Raw genomic sequence first — 23,279 nt, 5'->3', positions numbered from 1 at the left:
ACCCTCTTGCCTCATTGCACCCCTGTCAGAGCAGCAATATCATAGCCCAATCCGCGCCTAGGTGTCCTCTCAATAAATGCGCGAGTCGCATCATAATCGACCACTCCCGCCTGACTTCCAAGGCCGGTGGCGTTTAACGCGGAAGACGCTTGGCCGAGCTCGACCGCATCCCGAGCAGACAGTCCTTTTACCAAACCGCTGGCGAAACCGCCATTGAAGCAATCGCCGCACCCGCAAGTGCACTTCACGTCGACCTTGAATGCCGGAGAGTGGAACTCCAAGCCGGATTGGTCATGGTAGTACGCACCCTCTGCTCCCAAAGTCAGAATGACGCACTTCGCCCCTCTGCTGAGAAGGAAATCCGCCAGATCCTTGTTGTGGGTTAATCCAGATAGCGCCTGCGCTTCCTCTTCAGAGGGAAGAAAATAGTCGGTGTAAGGCAAGAGAGCTTCGACCTTCGGGAGATCGTCGGACGTTGACGCGAAGACGTCAAGCGTCGTTACCACACCGCGGCGGCGCGCTTCTGCCATGATTTCCGCGGTACGACCACAGTCGTCCATCCGATTCATCAGACCGACCCCACCGACATGCAGGATTTTTGTGTCAAGAACTCGATCCATTTCCGAGTCTGATACGAAGAAAGCATCGGTCGCGCCGCGCTTATGGAGTGCTGGTCGCTGACCGTTCGGCCGCGTCGTCACGATCGAGGAGGATGTTGTGTAACCCTCGTAGCGGCGCATCATTGTAGTATCTACATCGAAAGACTGGAGCTTCATGCGGACCCAGTCGCCCATGTCATCATAGCCCACTCCGCCGACGGCTTGAACCCGGAGGCCGTACTTGGCTGCCACGATGGCAGCCGAACCTGCCGCGCCGGATACGGCCAGCGTGAAGTCTTCCACGAAAAGGGTTTGCCCCCCTCGCGGGATCTCCGTGACCGGTCGGCAAAGAGCATCGAAGGTGTAAAAGCCGACGGAGCTGAAATCAAAGGTCGCCGCCATCACTGAACTCCGACCCTGTTGCCGTCACTGTCGAAGTAGTAGAGCCGGTTGGGATCAAACCCGATCGTCACAGCTGAATCAATTTTTGCACGGAAGTCCCGGCCAGCTTTGATTTCAAAGGTCTTTTCTGGAGAGCGGACAGACAGATAGGTGATGTCGCCGGTGGGCTCGACGCCGTAGACAGTGCCTTGGAGATTCTCGCCACCAATCCGGCAATCCTCCGGCCGAAAGCCGAGGGTAACCTGACCGGAGAGCTTGGCAGGGCAGGCGACTTTAACGCCAGGGGCCGAGAAAGTTCCATCTTGTGCATGGCCCGACACCAAATTCATCGGCGGCGATCCGATGAACCCCGCCACAAAGGTATTCGCGGGATTCGAATAGATCTCATCGGGGGTCCCGATCTGCTGGATTATGCCTTTATTCATGATAACGATTCGGTCGGCAAGCGTCATTGCCTCGATCTGGTCGTGCGTCACGTAAACTGTAGTCACCTTCAGGTCGCGCTGCATGTGTTTGATCTGGACCCGCATGCTCGCACGCAGCTTTGCATCGAGGTTTGAAAGCGGCTCGTCCATGAGGAAGACTTGCGGCTGGCGAACAATGGCACGTGCGAGCGCAGCACGCTGCCTCTGGCCTCCTGAAAGCGCGCCAGGTTTGCGTTCGAGGAACGGCCCAAGCTCAACCATATCCGCGGCTCGACGAACGAGGCTATCATGCTTGTCCTTTGGAACGCGCCTCATTCTAAGAGGAAACCGAATGTTCTCGTAGATCGACATGTTCGGGTAGAGGGCATAGCCCTGGAAGACCATGGCAACGTCCCGATCGCGGGCATCGACTTCGTTCATGAGGTTGCCGCCGATGCGGATCTCGCCCCCCGTTGGATGCTCCAGACCAGCAATCATGCGCATCGTCGTGGTCTTGCCGCACCCCGAGGGGCCTAAAAGGACCAGAAATTCCTCGTCAGCGATATCGAGAGTTACGTCCTGAACGCCAAAGAATGAGCCGAAGCTCTTCACGATGCTCTTTAGTTCAATAGATGCCATGGAATTATCCTTTCACAGCGCCCATCGTCAGGCCACGCGAGAGATGCTTCTGGATCAGGACAACGAGGATCAGGATCGGAGCGAATGCGAGGAACGAGACGAGTGCGATTGCGTTGTAGATCACCCCGTCGGAGCCGCCGGTGAAGTTGGCGAGCGCAACAGACATCGTGTAAGCCTTCGAGGTTGATGCGATGAGGAGGGTGAAGAGAAATTCGTTGATTGCGAAGATGGCGGCGATTACAGCAGCCGTTATGATGCCGGGCAGACACGCTGGGATCATTATTTCCCAAAGAATGGTCAAGTCTCCCGCGCCGTCAGTACGGGCAGCGTCTTCCAGTTCCTTTGGAATATCAAGCATGTAGCTTCGGATGATCCAGGTGACGAGGCTGAGGTTGATAGCCGCGTAAATGAGCATCAGTGCCCAGACGGAATCCAACAAACCCATGTTCTTGAACAGGAAGAAGATCGGCACTGCAACAATGGCAGGCGCCATCATACGCGTCGACAGGATATAAAAACCGATGTCCTCTCTGCCGCGGAACTCATATCGAGCCAGCGCGAAGGCTGCGGGAATAGCCAACAGCAGATCGATGACGACAGAGCCCGCGACCGCAACGAGCGAGTTTCGCAGATAGGAAGCGATTGGCCAGTCGCTGACGAGCAGGCGCCAGGCGTCCAAGCTCCACGTCGGCCAGTAGATCGGCCTTGGGACGATGATTTCCGTTCTTGGTCTGAAGCCGATTGTCAGGAACCACAGGATCGGAACAAGACAAAAGAGCGCCCATGCGACAAGTATGATGTAGCGAAGAAGGAGGCTTTCACCGCCGCTTTTTCGAATGCTAGCCATCTCATGATTTCCCAGATTTGAATGCGCGCTTAACGACAGTTTGAGCGATTACGATCGTGAAGATCAGCATCAGCACAGATGCCGCGGACGCGTATCCGAAATTGAACATCCTGAAGCCTTGGCGATAGATGAAGTAGCTCATCGTCTCCGTCGCACCGCCTGGTGTGCCTTGGGTCATGATGTAGACGTTTGTGAACATTGTTGTGATGTCGATGCCGCGCAGCGTTACGGCCACCACGATGATAGGCCTCATCATCGGCAGTGAAATGTTCCAGAAAATGCTGCTCCAGCTTGCCCCGTCCAATCGGGCCGCTTCCTCGATTTCCTCGTCCTGACCCTGAAGTGCGCCAACGAAGATGATGAAAAGAAAGGGCGTCCACTGCCACACGTCCGCTACGATCAGTGTAAGTCTGGCCAGCCAAACCGATGAAAGCCAGTCGACATTGTTGGAGACCACTCCAATCGACATGAGGATATCGGAGATTACCCGGCCATCATTGAATGCGAGCTTCCAGATGAATGCCACCGCTGAGGGCATGAACAACATCGGCATCAGGAAAATGATGCGCCAGCCGCGCACAAAAGGGTCACGGTAACAGAAAAAGGCCACAGCCATCGCGATCACGGATTGGAGGGCCAGGGAGATGCCGCCAATAATAGCGGTGTTTCCCAGAGCGGCCCAGAATTCGCGATCCTGGATGATCCGCGTGTAGTTGCCGAGCCCGATCCAGGACCAGTTGACGAACTTGACGAGGAACAGGCTTTGGTACATCGCAAATAGACCCGGATATAGGGTAATCGCGAGTAAGTAGGCCACGGCAGGTCCAACCAATAGATACGGGAAGACCTTCCTTGCCGTAGCCGAACGGGGCCGAGGTCTAGCAGGTACCTTTGCGGTGGAGGCGGCAAACGCCGCCCCCGTTTCAAGTCTTTGAGCCGAATGTGTCATGATCTTAGAAAGGCAGTGCCTTGCCCTTGCCCACGTAGAGGCCTGGCTCCACGTCCGAGTAAGCGATCGGAGCGCTTCCACTTGAGAAGCCGTTCTTCTCCAGGATACTCTTCCAAGCTTTTTGCCCGTTCTCGAGGGCTTCCTTGGCTGAAATCTGACCGGTAACCGCTCGGTTGATTTCATTCCCGAGCGCCTGCTCCATTTCGAACATCCCAGGAATGCGAGGAGCGCACCATGCATGCTCCAGACTGTCCGCCCAGACCTTCATGGGCTGGCTAACCGCCCGAAGACGCTCGTTTGCGAGAACAGATCGGTACCCCGGAGCAACGCCATTCGCGTTCGCTTCGTTCATCGCCATGATCGACGAAGTCGTGAGAAACGCGAGCATTAGGAACGCGCCCTCGGGGTTCTTTGACGTGGCTGCAACGCAAGAGGTCGACCCAGCAATATTCGGTGGAGCGAAAACGCCTCCTGAAATCCGGGGCTCGTAGATCGTAACGAAATCATCGACAATCTTCGACTGATCCGGCCGCATGGCCTGTGTGCCGCTATCCTGCCAGCTTATGTTTGCCGCGACCTGGCCACCAAGCCAGGCTGCACGGTTTTCACCCCAGCCGGCACCGGAAACACCTTCGATGGCGTTTTTCTGAAGAGCCATGATGATGTCCATAGCCTTCATACCGGCATCACTGGTGAGCTGCGGGTTCCACTGATTGTCAAACAGCGAAAGACCTGCTTGTGCCGCGATATGCTCCCAGGTGTAAGTTGCCCAGAAACCGCGTGCCGCCATCAGGCCCACGCCGGCTACGCCACCCCCGAGCTTGTTTGCTTCAGCAGTAATGCGAATGAGTTCGTCGTAGGTCGGCACAGATTGAGCACGATCGATGGGTCCGCCGAGAATTTTCTCCATGATCGATTTGCGCAGGTGCACCATCTGGACGTCGCAGTCGAACGGGATACCGACGAGCTTGCCGCCGACGTAGCCGTAGTTCAGACGATAGGTGTCATAGAAGTCATCTAACGGCAGCTTCCATTTGTCTGCATACTCACTGAGATCGGCGAGGAAGCCTGGACCTGCAAAGTCTCCAAGCCAAGGCGAGAAGAACTGCAAAGCATCGAAGGACGCGTTCCCGGAAATGAATTCTGAAATCGCCTTGTCGTAGAAGCTGTCGTCGGGGATCGGAACAAGTTCTACCTTGATGCCTGACAACTGTTCAAAGGGCTTGAGCCCCTCGGCTGCAGACTCCTGGTCAGCGGCGCCTACGGCAAATCTGACGGTTTTTCCGCTCTGCTCCGAGCGAACCTTTTCCCAATCTACCGTACGGATCCAGTCCTTTGCCGGATCCCACAGTGGATCATCCGACATTTTGTAGAGCTTTCGGTAGTCCTCGCGGACGTAGTCCTTTACGGAAATCTTGTCCAAAACGGATTGGACATCTGGCAGACCCGATTGCGCAAACGCGGGCAGCTTCAGGGCCGAGGCTGCGCCTGCTGCCAGCCCGAAAGCTGCGGTATGCCTCAGGAATCCGCGGCGGGATACGCCCGAACTTAAGATCGTCATGTTGTTAGTCCTCCCAATCCGAATAAATCAGTTGAATGCCAATGGAGGCAAGACTGTTTTGGTGCGGCCTCCACTCCGCCCCGATCCTAGCAAGCGCTCAGTTGGAATGAACAATTGCTATTGCAAACTACAATGTGTTCATATCCTTTGGCTGTCAACTGATTTTTGTGCTGCTTTCTGGGCGAATGATCGAACATCGAGCATAGACGACAAATATTTGTGCACGGCATCAGCGCTGTAACGGTTTGCAATCCCGGCACTTCGTAACCAACCGCGATCTATCCACTGAGCAATAAATCTTGTACACGACACGAAATTACGAACACGGCGCCAGTGTAACTGCGCGGGGATTGAACCCGGTTTGTTATTGGCGCCAGCTAGAAGGGAAGCAAAGATGCAGACCACGCCTCCAGTCGTCATGATTCAGACCGAGTCTGAAAGGCTGCGGGCGCGAGTGGCGTGGCTCTACCATATAGAAAATTACACTCAGAACGACATTGCGGCTCAATTAGGCATCAATCGCGTAATGGTCGTTCGACTTCTTGCGGAAGCCCGTCGCCGCAACGAAGTGCGTGTTACAATATCCTCGCCGCTTTCCGATATGATCGCCCTGGAAAGGGAGCTGGAGACGACGTTTGGGGTAAAGCAAGTAATCGTTGCGCCCTTCGCTGATCCTGACGGTGACCCGACAAAGGTAATCGCGGCGGCAGCGGGAACGCTGATAACAGGATTAATGCGTTCGGGCATGATCGTCGGCGTAGGTTGGGGGCGCACCCTTTACAACACGTTGCCATTCATTGCTGGGACCGCTCTCGACGACTTCCGCGTCGTCTCGTTGCTCGGCGGTATTTCTGCTGCCCGCCGTTTTAATCCCGCAGAGTTTGCCTGGCAGTTCGCAGAGCTTTTCAAGGGTGAAGGGTTCCTGGTAACTGCACCGGCAGTCGTCGACAGTCCGGAGACGAAGCATGCTTTGCTGGAAAGATGCGGTCTTGCCGCTGTCTTTGAGATGGCCGATAAGCTGGACGTCGCACTTCTGTCGGTCGGGGGCATCTCCGCGCTGACGACGAGCTATCGAACCGGGTATCTCAGCGAGGCAGACCGCCGCTCCTTGATAGATGCTGGCGCTGTTGGAGACGTTCTTTATAACTTCATCGATAAGGATGGGAACGTCATCGACCATGAAGTCAACTCTCGGGTTATATCGGTGAACCTCGATCGTCTGCGGCGCACACCCGAGCGTATCCTGATTTCCGGAGGCCCAGAAAAACTGGAGGCCCTTCGTGCCTCGCTTGTTACAATCAGGCCGACTATTTTTGTGACCGACGAACAGACTGCCGGTGCGCTGCTGAGCCTGATGGCACCAGGCGCCGAGCGCGGGCACGCCAAGCTTAGCTAGACCCCACATTTTTTCGTCTCCTTAAAGGTTCCTCGGCAGCTCTGTCCTGGTCGAAATAGAGCTGCGCAAAATTGCGTGGGGCTGCGCCAAGCTCGTTGGTGCCGGCTCGTGTCCGCGCGCCCACTCCAGCACAAAATTATGTTCGTTTTTGAGATAAAAGTTCTTTGCATCCATGAAAATCGGCTGTTTTCAGCCTCGCTCGATATCAAACAAGAACAGACGTGTTGACGAAATAACAAATGTACATTACCAATCATCCCGAATGAATTTGGGAGGAATGGAATGCCCATTAATGTTGCGCCAACCGGGCTCGCACGCGATCTCGTGCGTCGGGAAACCGAGGGAAGGCCTATTCGTATCGGCCTAATCGGCAGTGGGGAGATGGGCACCGACATCGTGACCCGCGTCGCTCACATGCCCGGGATCGAGATCGGAGCGATCTGCGATCTCAACGTTGCCCGTGCTCGCGAAGCCGTTGATATCGCTTACCGGGCCGATGGCCATCATCGCGATGCCGCGAGCGCTGACCAACTCAATTCCGTGATTGAAGCTGGGAAGATCGCCATCACGGCCGATTCCGCCAATATCCTGAACAGCGGACTGATCGATGTCGTTATCGATGCCACCGGCGTCCCGGCAGTTGGCGCCGAAATCGGCCTGGCGGCCATGGAGCATGGCAAACACCTCGTGATGATGAATGTCGAAGCGGACGTTACGATTGGCGCCTATCTTAAAAGCGAGGCCGAGCGGCTCGGAGTGACCTACTCCCTCGGCGCTGGAGACGAACCATCGTCCTGCATTGAATTGATCGAGTTTGTTTCAGCGATGGGCCATCCGATCGTCGCGGCAGGCAAAGGCAAAAACAACCCTCTGAACATTGACGCGGTCCCGCATCAATACGCCGAAGAAGCGGCGCGCCGAAACATGAACGTTCGCATGCTTGTCGAATTCGTGGACGGCTCAAAGACGATGGTGGAAATGGCCGCGATTGCAAATGCAACGGGTCTTGTACCGGATAAACCTGGCATGCACGGGCCGGCGGCCACGCTTGACCAGCTATCGTCGGTGCTGGTGCCTGAAAAGGATGGCGGCGTCCTCACGAAAGTTGGTGTTGTCGATTATTCCATCGGCAAGGGTGTGGCCCCTGGCGTCTTCGTTGTTGCTGACATGTCCCATCCCCGGATCTCGGAGCGGATGGAAGATCTGAAGATGGGGAAGGGGCCGTATTTCACCTTCCACCGGCCATACCATCTGACCTCGCTGGAGGTCCCCCTCACGTGCGCCCGCGTCGTCCTCTATGGAAAACCAGACATGGTTCCTCTTTCCACCCCCGTGGCAGAGGTATGTGCGGTGGCCAAGAAAGATCTTCAGCCCGGCGATAAGCTCGATGCAATTGGCGAGTACTGCTACCGCGCGTGGATCATGACCGCTCCTGAAGCTCGAAGCGCCTCCGCAATTCCCTGCGGCATGCTGCAGGGCGGCAAGGTCACCGCGCCTATCAAGAAGGGCGAGTTGATTACCTACAACAACGCATCGGTCGCAGAAGGCTCTCGCCTTGCCGCTTTGCGCGCCCGGCAAGACGCCCTTGTTTACGGCAGGGAGGCTTAAATGGCGAACTCAGCAAGAGCAGTAAAGAGTGCCGAGACCAGCAATTTGCCCTTCATCTATAGACAATATACCCGCGAGCAGTTGCTGGACGCTCTTCGGAAGATGCACCTCATCCGTCAGTTCGAAGAAGGCGCTGAGGAAAGCTACACGCGTGGTCTCATCCATGGGACGATGCATCTGTCGATTGGGCAGGAAGCAAGCGCCATGGGTGTTTGTCTCCCGCTGACGCAACAGGATCAGATCACCTCGACCCATCGAGGCCACGGGCACTGCATCGCCAAGGGCGCGGATGTCAAACGCATGTTCGCGGAGTTCTTCGGCAAGACGACTGGCTACTGCGCTGGCCGCGGCGGCTCGATGCACATTGCTGACGTAACGACGGGCAACCTCGGCGCAAACGGAATCGTCGGGGGCGGATTACCCATTGCCGTCGGTGCGGCCCTCACGTCCAAGCGCCTAAACACCGGAAAGGTTGTCGTCTGCTTCTTCGGTGACGGCGCAAACAACGAAGGCGCATTCCATGAAGCATTGAACATGGCTGCCGTCTGGAAGCTTCCCGTCATCTTCGTCTGTGAAAATAACGGCTACGGCATGTCGACCTCGACCGCGCGCTCGACAGCGGTTGCCAATATCGCCGACCGCGCCAGTGCCTACAGCATGCCGGGCGTAATCGTCGACGGCAATGTGCTCTCCGACGTGGCCGAAGCCACTCACAATGCCGTCGAACGTGCGAAGCGCGGCGAGGGGCCATCGCTCATCGAGTGCAAGACCTATCGTTATCGCGGCCACTCCAAAAGCGACCGAAACCGCTATCGCACGAAAGACGAAATCGACGACTGGATGAGCAACCGAGATCCTATCGTCCGGTTCGAAGCGCAACTCCAGGAATTCGGTTTCGCAAATAACGCAGAGCTCGAGGCAATCCGGCAGTCGGTTCGCGATGAGATCGCGGCAGGCATCGAATTCGCCAAGACAAGTCCGGCGCCTGGCGTCGCAGACTTGGCTGAGAATGTTTATACGGAGCACGCATAAATGGACACCGGTGTTCGAGAACTCAGCTACTCCCAGGCTATCCAGGAAGCCATGGCGATCGCGATGGAAGCGGATGAGCGCGTCATTCTGATGGGCGAAGACATCGGCGTTTACGGTGGCGCTTTTCAGGTGACAGGCGATCTTGTGGATAGATTCGGCCCGGACCGCGTGATGGACACTCCGATCTCTGAGCTTGGTGGTGCCGGCGTCGCCGTTGGTGCCGCGATGACAGGATTGAGACCAATTTTCGAGTTTCAATTCTCTGATTTCGCAGCACTCGCGATGGAGCAAATCGTCAATCAGGCTGCCAAGATGCGCTATATGCTCGGCGGCGAAGTGTCGGTGCCGGTTGTTATGCGGTTTCCGGCCGGTTCGGGGACCGGAGCGGCTGCTCAGCATAGCCAGAGCCTCGAAGCCTGGTTGGGACATGTGCCGGGCTTGAAGGTCATCCAGCCCGCGACGCCACACGATGTCAAAGGGATGCTGCTTGCTGCTGTCGCCGATCCCGATCCGGTCATGATCTTCGAGCACAAGCTTCTCTACAAAATGAAGGGACCGGTTCCGGAAGGTCACTACACGGTTCCTCTCGATAAGGCAGAGATCCGTCGACAGGGTAAAGATCTCACGATCGTCGCGACGTCGATCATGGTCCATAAGGCGCTCGACGCCGCCGAACAGCTGGCTGCGGAAGACATCGACATCGAAGTAATCGACCTTCGTTCGGTGCGGCCGATCGACAGGGAAACAGTGATTGCAAGCGTCAAGAAGACGACCAGGCTTCTTTGTGTCTATGAGGGCGTCAAAACGCTCGGCGTCGGCGCGGAAATAAGTGCAATGATCGCCGAAAGCGACGCCTTCGATTACCTGGATGCACCGATCGTCCGCCTCGGCGGGTCCGAAACGCCTATTCCGTACAACCCGGAGCTTGAGAAGGCTGCCGTTCCACAAATCCCAGACATTTTGAATGCAGCGCGGGATCTTGTGAGGGGGGCGAGATAGAATGGCAACAGAAATCATTCTCCCCAAGGTCGACATGGATATGGCGACCGGCAAGATTTCGAAGTGGTTCTTCAAGGAAGGCGATCAGGTTGCGAAGGGCGCCGTCCTTTTTGAGATCGAAACAGACAAGGCGGCAATGGAAATAGATTCTCCTGCTGCAGGCATCCTTCGAAATGTCACAGGCGAAGAAGGCGTGGATATCGCAGTAGGATCGGCAGTGGCTTGGGTTTACGAGGACGGCGAGGAATATCTTGCCGCGCCTGAGCCATCTACTCCGCCCACGACCGGAAAGGCCGCACCTTCGGCGGCCTTTATCGTCGATCTGGTCGAGGCGAGAAGCCATGAGGCGTCGGTGGATCACTGCAGCGCAATTCGCGCGACCCCGTTAGCAAGGCGTCTTGCCCGAGAATGCGGCGTCGATCTTTCATCACTTACCGGAAGCGGCCCGCACGGTAGGATCGTCAGTGCCGATGTTTCAAAGACTCGTGTTGCAGAGCTCCCTGCAGCGCCGGCAGCGCCCACGACAACCGAAACTCCTGGTTTGGAACCTTCGTCAGCCAGTGCTCTGAAGCAGTTCACCGAGGGCACGTTCGACCTGCAACCTCATAGTCCAATGAGGAGAACGATCGCACGACGACTGCTTGAAGCAAAGACAACGATCCCGCATTTCTACCTTTCGGTTGATTGCCATATCGATGCTCTACTCAAGCTGCGAACTGAGCTGAACGCGTCTGCACCAGTGGCGGACGGCACGCCTCGCTACAAGCTGTCGGTCAATGACATGGTCATCAAGGCTTACGCACTGGCGCTTGGATCAACGCCCGACGCGAATGTTTCGTGGACGGAAGAAAATCTGGTACGGCATCGTTCTGTGGACGTGGGCGTTGCCGTATCCGTGCCTGGCGGTCTAGTTACACCGATCATTCGACATGCGGAATCTAAAACGCTTTCGATCATCTCCAACGAGATGAAGGATCTTGCTGCGCGCGCAAAGTCAGGCAAATTGAGACCTGGCGAATATCAGGGCGGTACCGGTGCGATATCCAACCTCGGCATGTTCGGAGTGAAGGAATTCGCAGCAATCATCAATCCTCCTCATTCAACCATCCTGGCCGTCGGCTCCGGGGAGAAAAGGCCAGTCGTCAACGCACAGGGCGACTTGTCGACTGCAACAGTGATGACCGTTACGATGTCAACCGACCATCGTGCGGTAGATGGTGCGCTTGGCGCAGAGCTCCTTGGAAAGTTTCGAGCGCTCATCGAAAACCCGATGAGCATGCTGATCTAGTTTCCTCCCAGGCCTCGGGGGGTCTCGGTCATGACGGGTGTCATGCCGGATCCCCCAAATTTTTCAAGGAAAGCAGATGTCCTACGACGTCATCATCATTGGCTCCGGCCCCGGAGGCTATGTCGCCGCCGTGCGTGCCAGCCAGCTGGGCCTCAAGACCGCGATTGTGGAACGCGAGCATCTGGGTGGCATCTGCCTGAACTGGGGCTGCATCCCCACCAAGGCTCTGCTTCGCTCGGCCGAAATTCTCGACCACGCCAATCACGCCAAGGACTACGGCCTCGTGCTCGAGGGCAAGATGAGCGCCGACGTGAAGGCCGTGGTTGCCCGCTCGCGCGGTGTGTCGGCACGCCTCAACGGCGGTGTTGGCTTTCTGATGAAGAAGAACAAGGTCGACGTGATCTGGGGTGAAGCCAAGATTACCAAGCCGGGCGAAATCGTCGTCGGCAAGTCGTCAAAGCCGGTGGTCGAGCCGCAGCATCCTGTGCCGAAGGGCGTCAAAGGCGAGGGCACCTACACCGCCAAGCATATCATTGTTGCCACAGGTGCGCGTCCCCGCGCCCTGCCGGGCATCGAGCCGGATGGTAAGCTGATCTGGACCTATTTCGAGGCCCTGAAGCCCGATGTGCTGCCGAAGTCCCTGATCGTCATGGGCTCGGGCGCGATTGGCATCGAGTTCGCAAGCTTCTACCGCTCCATGGGCGTCGACGTCACCGTCGTCGAAGTCATGCCCACTATCATGCCAGTCGAGGATGCCGAAGTCACCGCGATCGCTCGCAAGCAGTTGGAAAAGCGTGGCTTGAAGATCTTCACGAGCGCTAAGGTTGCCAAGGTCGAGAAATCTGCCAACAGCATCACCGCGCATGTCGAGACGTCTGATGGAAAGGTCCAGCAGATCACGGCCGACCGGATGATCTCGGCTGTAGGCGTCCAGGGCAACATCGAAAACCTCGGCCTCGAGGCTGTCGGCGTCAAGACGGATCGCGGCTGTGTCGTCATCGACGGCTACGGCAAGACCAATGTCGCTGGCATCTATGCCATTGGCGACGTCGCCGGCCCGCCGATGCTCGCTCACAAGGCCGAGCACGAGGGCGTCGTCTGCGTCGAGAAGATCGCCGGCCTGCCGAACGTCCATCCGACCGACAAGGGCAAGGTCCCGGGCTGCACCTACTGCAACCCGCAGGTCGCCTCCGTCGGTCTGACGGAAGCCAAGGCCAAAGAAGCCGGCCGCGACGTCCGCGTCGGCCGCTTCTCCTTTGCCGCCAACGGTAAGGCGATCGCGCTCGGCGAAGATCAGGGTCTCTGCAAGGTGATCTTCGACAAGAAGACCGGCGAATTGCTCGGCGCCCACATGGTCGGTGCCGAAGTCACCGAACTCATCCAGGGCTTCGTCGTCGCCATGAACCTCGAGACCACGGAAGAGGAGCTGATGCACACCATCTTCCCGCATCCGACCGTTTCCGAAACCATGAAGGAAGCCGTGCTCGATGCCTACGGTCGGGTGCTGAACGCTTAATTCACCGGCAAAAGTGAGCTTTGCGACGCGTTCGACGGTCTTGGTGCGTTATTTTGACAACAAACAAAACGGAGTTTCGGATGGCACGCATCACGCTGAGGCAGTTGCTCGACCATGCTGCGGAGCAAGGTTACGGCGTCCCCGCCTTCAACATCAACAACATGGAGCAGGCACTGGCCATCATGGAGGCCGCGGATGCGGCTGATGCTCCTGTCATCATCCAGGCATCACGCGGCGCGCGTGCTTATGCCAATGACATCATGCTCAAGCACATGATGGATGCGGTCGTCGAAATCTATCCTCACATCCCGGTTTGCGTGCATCTCGACCACGGCAACGACCCGGCGAGCTGCATGACGGCGATCCAGGCGGGCTTCACTTCGGTCATGATGGACGGCTCGCTCAAAGCGGATGCGAAGACACCGGCCGATTGGGACTACAATGTCGGCGTGACCCGGAGAGTGACTGAGATGGCGCATCTCGGCGGCATTTCCGTCGAAGGCGAACTTGGTGTACTTGGTTCTCTCGAGACTGGCATGGGAGAGGCTGAGGACGGACATGGCGCGCAAGGCAAGCTGTCGCACGACCAGTTGTTGACCAATCCGGACGAGGCTGTGAAATTCGTGCGCGAAACACGCGTCGATGCACTGGCGATTGCCATGGGAACTTCGCACGGCGCCTATAAGTTCACGCGCAAGCCCGATGGTTCGGTGCTGGCGATGAACGTGATCGAGGAGATTCACAGCAAGCTGCCGAATACGCATCTCGTGATGCACGGGTCGTCGTCGGTTCCGTTCGAACTGCAGGAGATCATCAATAAATATGGCGGCCGGATGAAGCCCACCTGGGGTGTGCCGGTCGAAGAGATCCAGCGCGGCATCAAGAATGGCGTGCGCAAGGTCAACATCGACACTGATGGCCGGATGGCGATGACGGGGCAAATTCGCCGGATCTTGCAGGAAGATCCGAGCGAATTTGATCCGCGTAAATATCTGAAGCCGGCAATGGCGGCGCTCACCAAGCTTTGCAGGGAGCGGTTCGAGCAGTTCGGCACCGCCGGCATGGCTGAGCGCATTACGCCCCTTCCTGTTTCGGAGATGGCAAAGCGCTATGCGTCCGGTGCGCTCGATCCAGTTTTCTCCTGAAACTCAGTGCGCGCAGCTCTGTCGTCAACTCTCATCCGTCGGGAAGCGGACTGGCACAGCTGTGTGGCAAGCAACCATGCGGATTTCGCCCGCGAAATCGCCGTGCAGGTAAATGCCGAGTTTCATCAAGATCAGCCCTGATCTGCACGGAATTCGTTCGTGCTGAACTTGGCCCGCCGGGGTCCTGTGGACTCCAGCCGCAACGACATAGGCTCGGGCAATTTCTGTCTCGTGAGTTGAGAGTCGTGAAGCGCGGCTATTTTACTGCGCCTCCTAGAGAGAAGCCTGCTTTGAATTGGCGAGACATTGCCAGAAACAGGATGATGATCGGGAAAGAGTAGACAATGGAATAGGCGGCTATGGCACCATAGTCGATCGAGTTTGAGCCCATGAATCCGAAGAGGTGCACTGGTGCTGGTTGATCAGCCAGTTTGTTGATGAGAACCACTGGCATCAGAAAGTTTCCCCATGCGTTAACGAAACCGAAAATCGCAGAAGAAGCGAGACCTGGTTTGGTCAGGGGCAGTATTACACGAAACAGTATCTGAAGTGTGCTGGCTTGCTCAAGCGCGGCTGCCTCCTCAAGCTCTGGCGGCACCGCGTCCACAAAGTTCTTCAACTGGTAAATTTGGAACGGAATAGCGGTTACTCCGAGCAAGATCCCCGTTGGGATAATGGACAGCCATCCTAACGTTGAGAACATTTTGTAGACGGGCACGATCAAAATCGAGATCGGTACGCCGGAGAGGAACAGTACGGTCAGCAGGAGTGGATTTTTGAACGGAATGGTGTGCTTCGAAAATACATAAGCGGCGATGAACGCGGCTGCCGTACCAACCACGGTGGCGACTGTCGATATGAGTAGGCTATTTCCGAGCGCAGCAAGATTGTCGGCTTGGATAGCAACCCAGTAGTGCTCCGCCGTCAAGTCCGGGGCCCTTAGCTGGTTCGTCGCACCATGATCGACTGAAGCGAGCACCATCCACAGCATGGGCAACACGAAGAACACCGCCAGCACCAGTGCGGTGGAATTGCTGACAACGCGATCTGCCGTAATCTTGTTCGGTCTGTTAGCCTTCTGCCCTGGTGGTGGGTTTGAAGTGCGCTCGACTAAGGTTGTCTGCATTACAGTTCCCTTTTTCCCTGGAGAATCGACAGGCATTTATTGGAGTACCTGGCGACGAGTCTTGGTTGCCCAAACGAACAGACCGCCGAGGAACGCCGACAGGAGTACCATGACATTGCCCAGGAGAGCGGCGTAGCCGAGATTGTGGAATTTGAAACCCTGCAGGTAGGTATACACGGGTAGTATGTTGGTGTCGTTGCCCGGTCCTCCGCCTGTCATCAGATATATCAAGGTGAAATTGCCAAACGTCATCAACATCATCAGCAGAGCACAGGTAACGATGGTCGGCTTCAGCATCGGCAAAGTTATCCGCATCAAAGACTGGACTGGCGAGGCACCCTCCAGTTGGGCGGCTTCCATCAGGTCGCCGGGTATGTTGCGAAGTGCAGCAGAAAACATGGTCATCGCGAGGCCGGCCAATGACCAGGCGTTGGCAGTGGAAACCACCAACATCGAGTACTTGTATAGCAGGTCCAGGCGCATATTGCCGGCCAGCATCGCAATGAGGCCCGACTGCGTGCTGGTCGCCATCCAGAGAAAGGCAATTGTTGTCGGAGGCAGCGTCCAGGCGAGGATGGCCGCGGCGCTCGTGATCCATCTGATCGGTGCCATGCAGTTCTGCAGCGCCAGAGCCAAGATAAGCCCAAGTAAGGTCGTTGCGATTGCGCCGGAGCCGACAACGAAGATGACCGTGAGCCACAGAGATCTATAAAAGACCGCATCGCTCAGAAGAAACGCGACATTGCTAAGCCCGGTAAAACGGTAGTTGACTGCGTGGATGCCTATGAGTTGCAGGTTGGTGAACCCAAGGTAGATTGCGTACACCACCGGCCCCAAGAAAAGAGTACAAAGCAGTAGCGCAGCGGGCGCGAGCAAAACAAAGCTGATCGGGTGCACGCGAGGCCGGTCCAGGCGCACACGTGTGTGCGCCTGGACGCTCCGATCGCCTCGGTCCTGGGGGGCGGTAGCAACCGCCCCCTGGGTGGCCATCATCAAGCGCTTGGAATTCACGGCAAGGTCTCCAGATTCTCTTCGCCGACCTGCGTCGCCATGTAGGATTGCAGAATCTTGACACCATCATCGATCGTCGTGTCGGGCTTCAGCACCATGGCTTGAGTAGCTTGCTGGAATGCGTTGCCCCAGATCGGAAACTCGGCCTGTGACGGCATGCTTCTCGACGTTGCCCCCAGGTTGGCGAAGACCTCTTGGAAAGGCGCTCGGCTAAGAGAAATATAGCTTGGGTCTGTCTTCAATGAAGCAGTGGGCGGGGCGACCGCTACCCACGCAGCAATGTCCAGCAGATTTTGCCGTCCCTGCATGATATCAATTGCCGACCAAGCCAGATCGGCATTGGACGGGTCCTTCGACATCGATAGCACAACCCCGTTAAAGCTCGCCCCCGTTCCGGGAGCCTGGCCTTGAGAAGTCGGCACTTGCGCAAAGCCGATCGTTTCCTCCTTATCATCCCAACAGGGAGCGCAGATGTCCTTGCCCCAGAAGACCGGGATCCAATTTCCCGTGAACGTGATGCCGAATTTATGACTATGCAGAGCCTCGGCAGGATGGGTCGCGCCGTTGGGGTCCATGATCTGCGAAGTGGGCGCGAGGAGATCTTCGGCCGCTGCGGTCTTGTAGAAGTTGAGAACCTCCCTGATACCCTTGCTATCGACCACCCATTTCTTCGTTGCTGTGTCATAAATGGTCGGCGTGCTGGATGCAGACAGCAAGAGGCCAGGCCCTGCCACCACGCCGAAGGTGCCTTGCGCCGTGCCTGTTATGACATAAAGCGGCGAAGCATCGGGTGAGGTTTTCTTGATCGCCCGCGCCGCGTCGAGAATTTCGTTCCAGTTTTTCGGGTTCCAATCCTTCGGCAGTCCAGCCTTTTCGGTAAGGGTACGGTCAAAAAGAATACCGTAGGTATTGATCCCCTGCGCAACCGAGTAAACTTGGCCCTCGTATTTTCCCGAGTCCTTCACAGCATCCGGAGTATCCTTCCACCATGATGCGTCGGCGACCTTCTCGTCGAGCGGCGCGAGGTGATCGCTGCCTGCAAATTGACCGACGTTGATGTCGAAATACTGGACGATATCCGGCTTGGTATCGGGCGAATTGTAAAGGAGGCTGAGTTTGGTGATGAAGTCATCATACGTACCGGGGATCGGTATCAATTCCATAGTATCCCCAGGATGCTTGGCCTCGAACTGAGTTTTGACGCCGGCGAACCATTTTTGCGCAAGTTTGGGATCGGCAAACGTCCAGTTGAGACTGAAGGCAACCTTCACATTTGCGGCTTGGGCGGAGTTCACAGATGCGATTGAAAGAGCGGTTGCTGCCAGCAATCCTGCCAAGGCATAATTGCGGAAAGCCCGATTAGCGGTTCTAACGAGTGTCACGTCATCCTGACGCACTCGTGGTGAACTGCGGTCGCTATTTCCCGTCAGACGGACATCAAATTCTCGATCCTGCTTCTTAGAGTATGCGTATCCCATTCCATATGTCGACATTGGCTTTTCTCCCAGTTTTGCATGCGTTCCAGTCAGTTATAGTTAGCCAACGTGGCCTTCAGGCTCGCTCCAGTCTCTGCATCAAAGAAATGCAGATCTGCAGGATCAAAGACCAAATCGACCGTGTCTCCGCGCTTCACAGGAGCAAAGCTCGGAAATTTGCAATTCACGTCCGTTCCCTCGACATCAACCAAGACGAAGGTGTCAGATCCCGTCGTCTCAAGTGACGTCACCGTGCCCGTGATTTTTTCGGTGCATCTTGAAGGAGCATCCTTCACCCATTGAATCTCATCTGGCCTGATGCCCAGTTCGATCTTGTCCGAAAGACGATCTCTGGCGAAGTGACGTCCCTCCACAGAGAAGGTCGTGCCAAAGCAGCGAACTGTCACTGCATCGGCGTCAAGGCTGACCTTCGCAGGTAGGATATTCATTCGGGGGGAGCCGATGAACATGCCGACAGTCTTGTTGGCCGGCGCTCGATAAAGTTCCGCAGGCGTTGCAACCTGCAGAATGCGGCCGTGATCAAACACCGCAATCCTGTGCCCCATCGTCATTGCTTCGACTTGGTCATGTGTGACGTAGACGGCGGTGACACCCAGTTGGCGCTGCAATTCGGCGATCTCGGTGCGCATATGGGTTCGCAGGCTCGCGTCCAGGTTAGATAAAGGCTCATCGAGAAGGAAAATGCGCGGGCGACGGATCATCGAACGCGCGAGAGCCACTCGCTGGCGCTGCCCACCCGAAAGCTCGCTTGGAAAGCGGTTCAACAGCTCCTGAAGCCCTACAAGGTTGGCGACCCGGTTGATACCGGCGGCAATGTCGGATTTATCTTCGTGTCGGATTTCCGGCCCAAATGCCAGATTCTGACGGACCGTCATGTGCGGGTAGAGCGCATAGCTTTGGAAAACCATCGAGATGTTCCGGCGCCCCGGCTGCGTCAGCGTGACATCTTCGTCCCCAAGCAGAATTTTTCCATATGTCGGGGTTTCCAGGCCCGCAAGCATCCGAAGAGTGGTCGTCTTCCCGCATCCGGAAGGGCCGACGAACACCATGAACTCACCATCTTTGATTTCAAGATTGAGGTCTTCGATAGCCGTGTGGGTACCAAATTGCTTCCAGACATTTGCGAAAGTGACGGAAGTCATAAGCTCTCCTTCAGAGGGTCGTCTTGCTGATGAAACCGATTGAGCCAACAGGCAAATTTGCCTCCAGAGCGCTTGCGGATATGGACCCAGCAAAATCGCTTCAAGGCGCAAGACCCAGCTGCTCTCGCCCTCGATCCCCTTTATTATTGAGGGTAGTGAACACTATGATCCAGATTTATGTCAAGTGGATCATGTGATCCAATTTGCTTATTTTTTTGTATCCATGTGCGTGTGGCCGCCTCCTCGGGGCGACGAAGCCGTTCCACAGCTGGGAGAAAAGCGCCTACGTTCCCGCTGCTGCTATGCGCGTTGATCGCCCTGTGGAATGGCTCCTCTGGGTGTACCCCCATCATGCGTTACGTGGACGCCATTAGGAGCAAGCCGCCAAAGAATCGGATGCCCATCACCATTTCCGACGGCAATAATGTCCGGATGTTTCGCCTTTCATGACGCTGCCCTACAAGGCGCGGGACTTTGCAACGAGGCGCGCCTCATTCCACGTGCATCGAGTGGGCAACGAAAGAAAAACGAATCTGGATCACATGATCCTATTGACATGCATTTGGATCATAGTGTTCATTGAGACCAAGGATTGGTTTGCATGCACGGAAGTTGGGTTTCGGAGCAGGTGCAGTGTCGAAGGCGCTAGGCAACTCGCTCGATGCTCGGCCACCTTGTTCCGGGCAGACCTGCCACATGCGAAGAATGGTGGATCACTGATGTCATCGGGCCAGGTGCCATTTAGATAGAAACGACCAGCGCGCCCACGCTGCGGTGCAACGTGCCACCCAGGCGGGCGTTGGACGCGGGCCTTTTTGCCGGCAAGCCGAAGTAGCCCATCCGGCGCTCGGCTACGAGACAGACAATCGAGAGGGAAAGACGGATGAGTGAGCCCAAGTTTCGGGTAATGCACACAATGGTGCGCGTGAAGGACCTCGACAGGTCGATCGATTTTTATACGCGTCTCCTCGGAATGAATTTGCTGCGCAAGTTGGACTACCCCGAAGGCAAGTTCACGCTCGCTTTCGTGGGCTATGGTCCGGAAGAATCCCACGCTGTCATCGAGCTGACCCACAACTGGGATCAAGAAGCCGCCTATGATCTTGGCACCGGCTATGGACACATCGCACTCGGCGTCAGGAATATCTACGACATCTGCGATGAGCTGGCGGCGAACGGAGCTCGGATTCCACGACCCGCAGGGCCGATGAAGCACGGTACGACCGTGATTGCCTTTGTCGAGGATCCCGACGGCTACAAGATCGAACTGATTGACTTCGACACAATGAGCTGAGGTTCGTGCAAGAACTGCGAGTTCCCGGCGATCGTGATGCGAGCGCCCGACATCGATCGCGAAACGTAGCCGATCGCAGCCATCGAATTTATGTCAAATGCGGAGAACCGAAAAGATGACTATGGCAACCGAGACGGGGATTATCCTGGTCGCTCCCCACCGCTTCCCGAACGTGAACAGGGAACGTGCGTTGGCCGAACGCTTCGGCAGAGAGATCGTGGTGGCCGAAGATCAGGCGTCATTCCGCAGCCGCATGGCTGAAGCGGAGGTCGTGATGGTGACGCCCTACGCCAAGATGACGGCGGAAGAATTTGGGATGTTGCGCCGCTGCAAGGCGGTCGTGCGCTATGGCGTCGGTTACGACAACATTGATGTCGCGGCTGCCAACGAAGTGGGCGTACCGGTGACCATTGTTCCCGATACGGCATCCGAAGAAGTGGCCTCGCATGCCTTGGCGATGGGGTTGAATCTGGCACGGCGCATTCCCCAGGGGCAGGCAGCCATCCGCGCGGGCGAGTGGGCGGGCGTGGTTGGTCTCGATACGCCTAAACTGTCCAACCTGCAGGTGGGCGTGGTCGGAATGGGCCGCATCGGACGGCTGGTCGCGAAATGGTGGGCCGCTATCGGCGCGAGAGTCCATGCCTTTGACCCGATGTCAACTTTTTCAGAGGTCCCCGCAGCAACCCTGAAGCAGGTGTTGGAGACGTCGGATGTCGTCTCTCTTCACTTGCCTCTCACTGAGGAAACCCGTCACCTCATTTCGGCAGAGGTACTGGAGCGAATGCGCCGCAACGCGGTGATCATTAACGTCTCGCGTGGTGGGCTGATCGATGAGGAAGCGCTCGCTGCTGCCCTTCGCGCGGGAAGCATTGCAGGGGCAGGGCTCGACACGTTTGCCCAGGAGCCGTTGCCCGCTGGGCACCCCCTGCGCGACGCGCCAAATACGGTGTTCACGCCTCACGTTGCCTGGCGCTCCAACACTTCATTGGATGCATTGCAGGAACAAGCCGTCGAAAGGGCGCGGCGCGCGCTGCAGGGAGAACCCCTTCCGGATCTCGTGACCCGGTAAAGTGCTCGCCAATCCTGAGAAGGGATCTTGGATCAAGCGCCAAGGATCGGGGCAGTAGACAAAAGCTACGGCCGCCACAGGTGGCGGCCATATTGCGCATGTCACGGCTTTCGCTCTTCTCAGGCATGCGGCTGGTAAACAAGGCGAAAGGCCTGCCTTCGACATACGGAACATTGGGCGATGCAATCGATCGACAGCGTGCTTTTGGATCTGCCGGCGGAGGTGGTGACGAGAGATCAGGATATCATATCTTCCTACGTCACAGATTTTCGTCGTCAGTACGTCGGAGCGACGACCGCCCTGTTGCGTCCACGCAATACGGCTGAAGTTCAGACGATTGTCCGTGCGTGCGCAAAATACAATGTTGGTCTCGTTCCCCAGGGCGGCAATACGAGTTATTGCGCGGCGGCCACGCCAAGCGCCGACGGGCAGGAATTGCTCATCAGCCTGGAGAGAATGAACAGGCTCCGCGACCTTGACGCTGAAAATCTCTCCCTCACCGCAGACGCGGGCATGATACTCAGCGATTTGCAAACGGTTGCCGCCGATGCGGGTCTGATGTTGCCGCTTGCTCTCGGCTCACAACATTCCTGTCGCATTGGCGGAAACCTCTCGACCAATGCCGGCGGCATCAATGTCGTCCGCTACGGCATGACGCGCGATTTGGTGCTGGGGCTTGAAGCCGTATTGCCGGATGGCTCGCTATTTAGCGAATTGAACCCGCTGCGGAAAAACAATTCCGGCTATGACGTGAAACAGCTTTTCATTGGGGCGGAAGGAACACTGGGGGTTATCACCGGAGTATCCCTCAAGTTGGCAAGACAACCGCGCCAGACGATTACAGCCTTTCTAGCCGTACGCGACATAATTTCGCTTGCCACGATCCTGGATGTCGCCCAGATACAAAGTGGCGAGGCGATTACATCATTCGAATATATTTCGCGCGCGTCCTTGGATCTGCTCCTCAGTGCAAAGGGCCACCTTCGGCATCCGCTGGAGCAGGAAAGCGAACACTATGTTATTATGGAGGCCGCAACTGCCTCTCCGGTTTTGAACCTCCAGGAATGTATGAGCGCGCTTCTTGCCGAACTCTACGAGTCCGAATTGATCAGCGATGGCACAATAGCCGCAAGCGAGCAGCAACGGGCGGACCTGTGGCATTTGCGCGAAAGCATTCCGGAGGCCGAGGTGCACCATGGCGGATCGATCAAGCATGATGTTGCGGTGCGAACTTCCCGCCTTTCCAGCTTTATCGCAGCGGCGTGCCAGCTTGTTCGTAGGCATCGGAGTGATGCCATTCTTTCGGTCTACGGTCATGTCGGCGATGGCAACGTCCACTTCAACATTGTCGCCCCTGACGGGACCGACACGGCAACTTTCAAACGTCGTGTGGAAAAGGACATTTCTCCCGAAATCTACCAGCTGGCCTTCGAAATGGGAGGGACGTTCAGCGCTGAATATGGGATAGGGCGCGTCAAGCTTGACTTGCTTCGTCGCTATGGCGCCGAAGGGAAAGTCGACCTAATGAACCGGATAAAGGCAGCAATTGACCCGGAAGGATTGCTCAACCCCGGCAAGGTAATTCCTTGCTAAAAGTCATGAGCGGGGAGGAACTTGACGCGCGACATGAGCGATTGACTCCCATTGTCTCCATTCGCCCCTAAAAGAACGGTAGCGATATCACTGGCGCAGGGTTTGTCGAACGTCTTAGCCGACGAGCTGCGATCCGCGACCGAGCTTGCCCCTCAGGGTGTCG

19 protein-coding genes are annotated in these 23,279 nt (G+C 56.7%); 10 read left to right on the top strand and 9 right to left on the bottom strand.

Annotated elements, in window-relative coordinates; genetic code table 11:
• Positions 1-11 precede the first annotated feature (11 nt).
• From NBG89_RS31095 to NBG89_RS31075, 5 genes are read right to left on the bottom strand one after another with little or no spacing between them, the layout of a single operon-like run.
• Positions 12-1,001 (bottom strand): carbohydrate kinase family protein, encoded by a 990-nt coding sequence (locus tag NBG89_RS31095; RefSeq protein WP_431324758.1) that lies wholly within the window; start codon positions 999-1,001, stop codon positions 12-14.
• Positions 1,001-2,044, bottom strand: a complete 1,044-nt coding sequence (locus NBG89_RS31090) for an ABC transporter ATP-binding protein (RefSeq protein ID WP_431324757.1) — start codon at positions 2,042-2,044, stop codon at positions 1,001-1,003. Before NBG89_RS31090 ends, NBG89_RS31095 begins: the two co-directional genes overlap by 1 nt.
• 4 nt (positions 2,045-2,048) lie before the next feature.
• Positions 2,049-2,891, bottom strand: a complete 843-nt coding sequence (locus NBG89_RS31085; protein ID WP_431324756.1) for a carbohydrate ABC transporter permease — start codon at positions 2,889-2,891, stop codon at positions 2,049-2,051.
• Between the two features lies 1 nt (position 2,892).
• A complete protein-coding gene (locus NBG89_RS31080) occupies positions 2,893-3,840 on the bottom strand; it encodes a carbohydrate ABC transporter permease (protein WP_431324755.1) in 948 nt (315 codons plus the stop codon).
• 4 nt (positions 3,841-3,844) lie between these two features.
• Positions 3,845-5,401, bottom strand: a complete 1,557-nt coding sequence (locus NBG89_RS31075; RefSeq protein ID WP_431324754.1) for an ABC transporter substrate-binding protein — start codon at positions 5,399-5,401, stop codon at positions 3,845-3,847.
• 394 nt (positions 5,402-5,795) lie between these two features.
• Between NBG89_RS31075 and NBG89_RS31070 the strand changes: the two genes are divergently transcribed.
• The 7 genes from NBG89_RS31070 (at position 5,796) to fba (ending at position 14,385) form a co-directional block, all read left to right on the top strand.
• On the top strand, positions 5,796-6,797 hold the full coding sequence (locus NBG89_RS31070) for a sugar-binding transcriptional regulator (RefSeq protein ID WP_431324753.1): 1,002 nt from the start codon (positions 5,796-5,798) through the stop codon (positions 6,795-6,797).
• 282 nt (positions 6,798-7,079) lie between these two features.
• Positions 7,080-8,405 carry an NAD(P)H-dependent oxidoreductase gene (locus NBG89_RS31065; RefSeq protein WP_431324752.1) on the top strand — a complete coding sequence of 442 codons (1,326 nt, stop codon included), beginning with the start codon at positions 7,080-7,082 and terminating at the stop codon, positions 8,403-8,405.
• Positions 8,406-9,437: a thiamine pyrophosphate-dependent dehydrogenase E1 component subunit alpha gene (locus NBG89_RS31060; protein ID WP_431324751.1), complete on the top strand. Its 1,032-nt coding sequence runs from the start codon at positions 8,406-8,408 to the stop codon at positions 9,435-9,437. It abuts the gene before it with no gap.
• Positions 9,438-10,436, top strand: coding sequence for an alpha-ketoacid dehydrogenase subunit beta (locus NBG89_RS31055; RefSeq protein WP_431324750.1), 999 nt, complete (start codon positions 9,438-9,440; stop codon positions 10,434-10,436).
• Position 10,437: 1 nt separating this feature from the next.
• Positions 10,438-11,724, top strand: a complete 1,287-nt coding sequence (locus tag NBG89_RS31050; RefSeq protein WP_431324749.1) for a dihydrolipoamide acetyltransferase family protein — start codon at positions 10,438-10,440, stop codon at positions 11,722-11,724.
• Positions 11,725-11,800: 76 nt separating this feature from the next.
• The gene (gene lpdA, locus NBG89_RS31045) at positions 11,801-13,240 is read left to right on the top strand and encodes a dihydrolipoyl dehydrogenase (RefSeq protein ID WP_431324748.1); all 1,440 of its coding nucleotides are present in this window, start codon (positions 11,801-11,803) and stop codon (positions 13,238-13,240) included.
• A gap of 80 nt (positions 13,241-13,320) precedes the next feature.
• Positions 13,321-14,385, top strand: a complete 1,065-nt coding sequence (fba, locus tag NBG89_RS31040; RefSeq protein WP_431324747.1) for a class II fructose-bisphosphate aldolase — start codon at positions 13,321-13,323, stop codon at positions 14,383-14,385.
• A 256-nt stretch (positions 14,386-14,641) separates the two neighbouring features.
• Here fba and NBG89_RS31035 read toward each other — a convergent pair whose 3' ends face one another.
• The 4 genes from NBG89_RS31035 to NBG89_RS31020 all read right to left on the bottom strand — a co-directional run bounded on the left by NBG89_RS31035 (position 14,642) and on the right by NBG89_RS31020 (position 19,271).
• Positions 14,642-15,511, bottom strand: coding sequence for a carbohydrate ABC transporter permease (locus tag NBG89_RS31035; RefSeq protein ID WP_431324746.1), 870 nt, complete (start codon positions 15,509-15,511; stop codon positions 14,642-14,644).
• 36 nt (positions 15,512-15,547) lie between these two features.
• Entirely contained in the window at positions 15,548-16,522 is a 975-nt protein-coding gene (locus NBG89_RS31030) for a carbohydrate ABC transporter permease (protein ID WP_431324745.1), read from the bottom strand.
• Positions 16,519-17,904, bottom strand: coding sequence for an extracellular solute-binding protein (locus tag NBG89_RS31025; RefSeq protein WP_431324744.1), 1,386 nt, complete (start codon positions 17,902-17,904; stop codon positions 16,519-16,521). Before NBG89_RS31025 ends, NBG89_RS31030 begins: the two co-directional genes overlap by 4 nt.
• Before the next feature lie 143 nt (positions 17,905-18,047).
• Positions 18,048-19,271: an ABC transporter ATP-binding protein gene (locus NBG89_RS31020; RefSeq protein ID WP_431324743.1), complete on the bottom strand. Its 1,224-nt coding sequence runs from the start codon at positions 19,269-19,271 to the stop codon at positions 18,048-18,050.
• Positions 19,272-20,043: 772 nt separating this feature from the next.
• Between NBG89_RS31020 and gloA the strand changes: the two genes are divergently transcribed.
• From gloA to NBG89_RS31005, 3 genes are all read left to right on the top strand, one after another.
• Entirely contained in the window at positions 20,044-20,454 is a 411-nt protein-coding gene (gene gloA, locus NBG89_RS31015) for a lactoylglutathione lyase (RefSeq protein ID WP_431324742.1), read from the top strand.
• Positions 20,455-20,569: 115 nt separating this feature from the next.
• The gene (locus tag NBG89_RS31010) at positions 20,570-21,523 is read left to right on the top strand and encodes a C-terminal binding protein (protein ID WP_431324741.1); all 954 of its coding nucleotides are present in this window, start codon (positions 20,570-20,572) and stop codon (positions 21,521-21,523) included.
• A gap of 180 nt (positions 21,524-21,703) precedes the next feature.
• On the top strand, positions 21,704-23,116 hold the full coding sequence (locus tag NBG89_RS31005; protein WP_431324740.1) for an FAD-binding oxidoreductase: 1,413 nt from the start codon (positions 21,704-21,706) through the stop codon (positions 23,114-23,116).
• The last annotated feature ends 163 nt before the right edge of the window (positions 23,117-23,279 follow it).

The sequence above is a fragment of the Rhizobium sp. YTU87027 genome, assembly GCF_050644135.1.
Lineage (GTDB): Bacteria > Pseudomonadota > Alphaproteobacteria > Rhizobiales > Rhizobiaceae > Rhizobium.
This window is presented reverse-complemented; position numbering and strand designations above follow the sequence as displayed.

Excerpts from the sequence above, each read along its gene's own strand:
- NBG89_RS31090 (WP_431324757.1), bottom strand. The coding sequence starts at position 2,044 with ATGGCATCTATTGAACTAAAGAGCATCGTGAAGAGCTTCGGCTCATTC.
- NBG89_RS31055 (WP_431324750.1), top strand. The coding sequence starts at position 9,438 with ATGGACACCGGTGTTCGAGAACTCAGCTACTCCCAGGCTATCCAGGAA.
- NBG89_RS31070 (WP_431324753.1), top strand. The coding sequence starts at position 5,796 with ATGCAGACCACGCCTCCAGTCGTCATGATTCAGACCGAGTCTGAAAGG.
- fba (WP_431324747.1), top strand. The coding sequence starts at position 13,321 with ATGGCACGCATCACGCTGAGGCAGTTGCTCGACCATGCTGCGGAGCAA.
- gloA (WP_431324742.1), top strand. The coding sequence starts at position 20,044 with ATGAGTGAGCCCAAGTTTCGGGTAATGCACACAATGGTGCGCGTGAAG.
- NBG89_RS31035 (WP_431324746.1), bottom strand. The coding sequence starts at position 15,511 with ATGCAGACAACCTTAGTCGAGCGCACTTCAAACCCACCACCAGGGCAG.
- NBG89_RS31005 (WP_431324740.1), top strand. The coding sequence starts at position 21,704 with ATGCAATCGATCGACAGCGTGCTTTTGGATCTGCCGGCGGAGGTGGTG.
- NBG89_RS31065 (WP_431324752.1), top strand. The coding sequence starts at position 7,080 with ATGCCCATTAATGTTGCGCCAACCGGGCTCGCACGCGATCTCGTGCGT.
- NBG89_RS31010 (WP_431324741.1), top strand. The coding sequence starts at position 20,570 with ATGACTATGGCAACCGAGACGGGGATTATCCTGGTCGCTCCCCACCGC.
- NBG89_RS31080 (WP_431324755.1), bottom strand. The coding sequence starts at position 3,840 with ATGACACATTCGGCTCAAAGACTTGAAACGGGGGCGGCGTTTGCCGCC.
- NBG89_RS31050 (WP_431324749.1), top strand. The coding sequence starts at position 10,438 with ATGGCAACAGAAATCATTCTCCCCAAGGTCGACATGGATATGGCGACC.
- NBG89_RS31095 (WP_431324758.1), bottom strand. The coding sequence starts at position 1,001 with ATGGCGGCGACCTTTGATTTCAGCTCCGTCGGCTTTTACACCTTCGAT.
- NBG89_RS31085 (WP_431324756.1), bottom strand. The coding sequence starts at position 2,891 with ATGGCTAGCATTCGAAAAAGCGGCGGTGAAAGCCTCCTTCTTCGCTAC.
- NBG89_RS31075 (WP_431324754.1), bottom strand. The coding sequence starts at position 5,401 with ATGACGATCTTAAGTTCGGGCGTATCCCGCCGCGGATTCCTGAGGCAT.
- lpdA (WP_431324748.1), top strand. The coding sequence starts at position 11,801 with ATGTCCTACGACGTCATCATCATTGGCTCCGGCCCCGGAGGCTATGTC.
- NBG89_RS31060 (WP_431324751.1), top strand. The coding sequence starts at position 8,406 with ATGGCGAACTCAGCAAGAGCAGTAAAGAGTGCCGAGACCAGCAATTTG.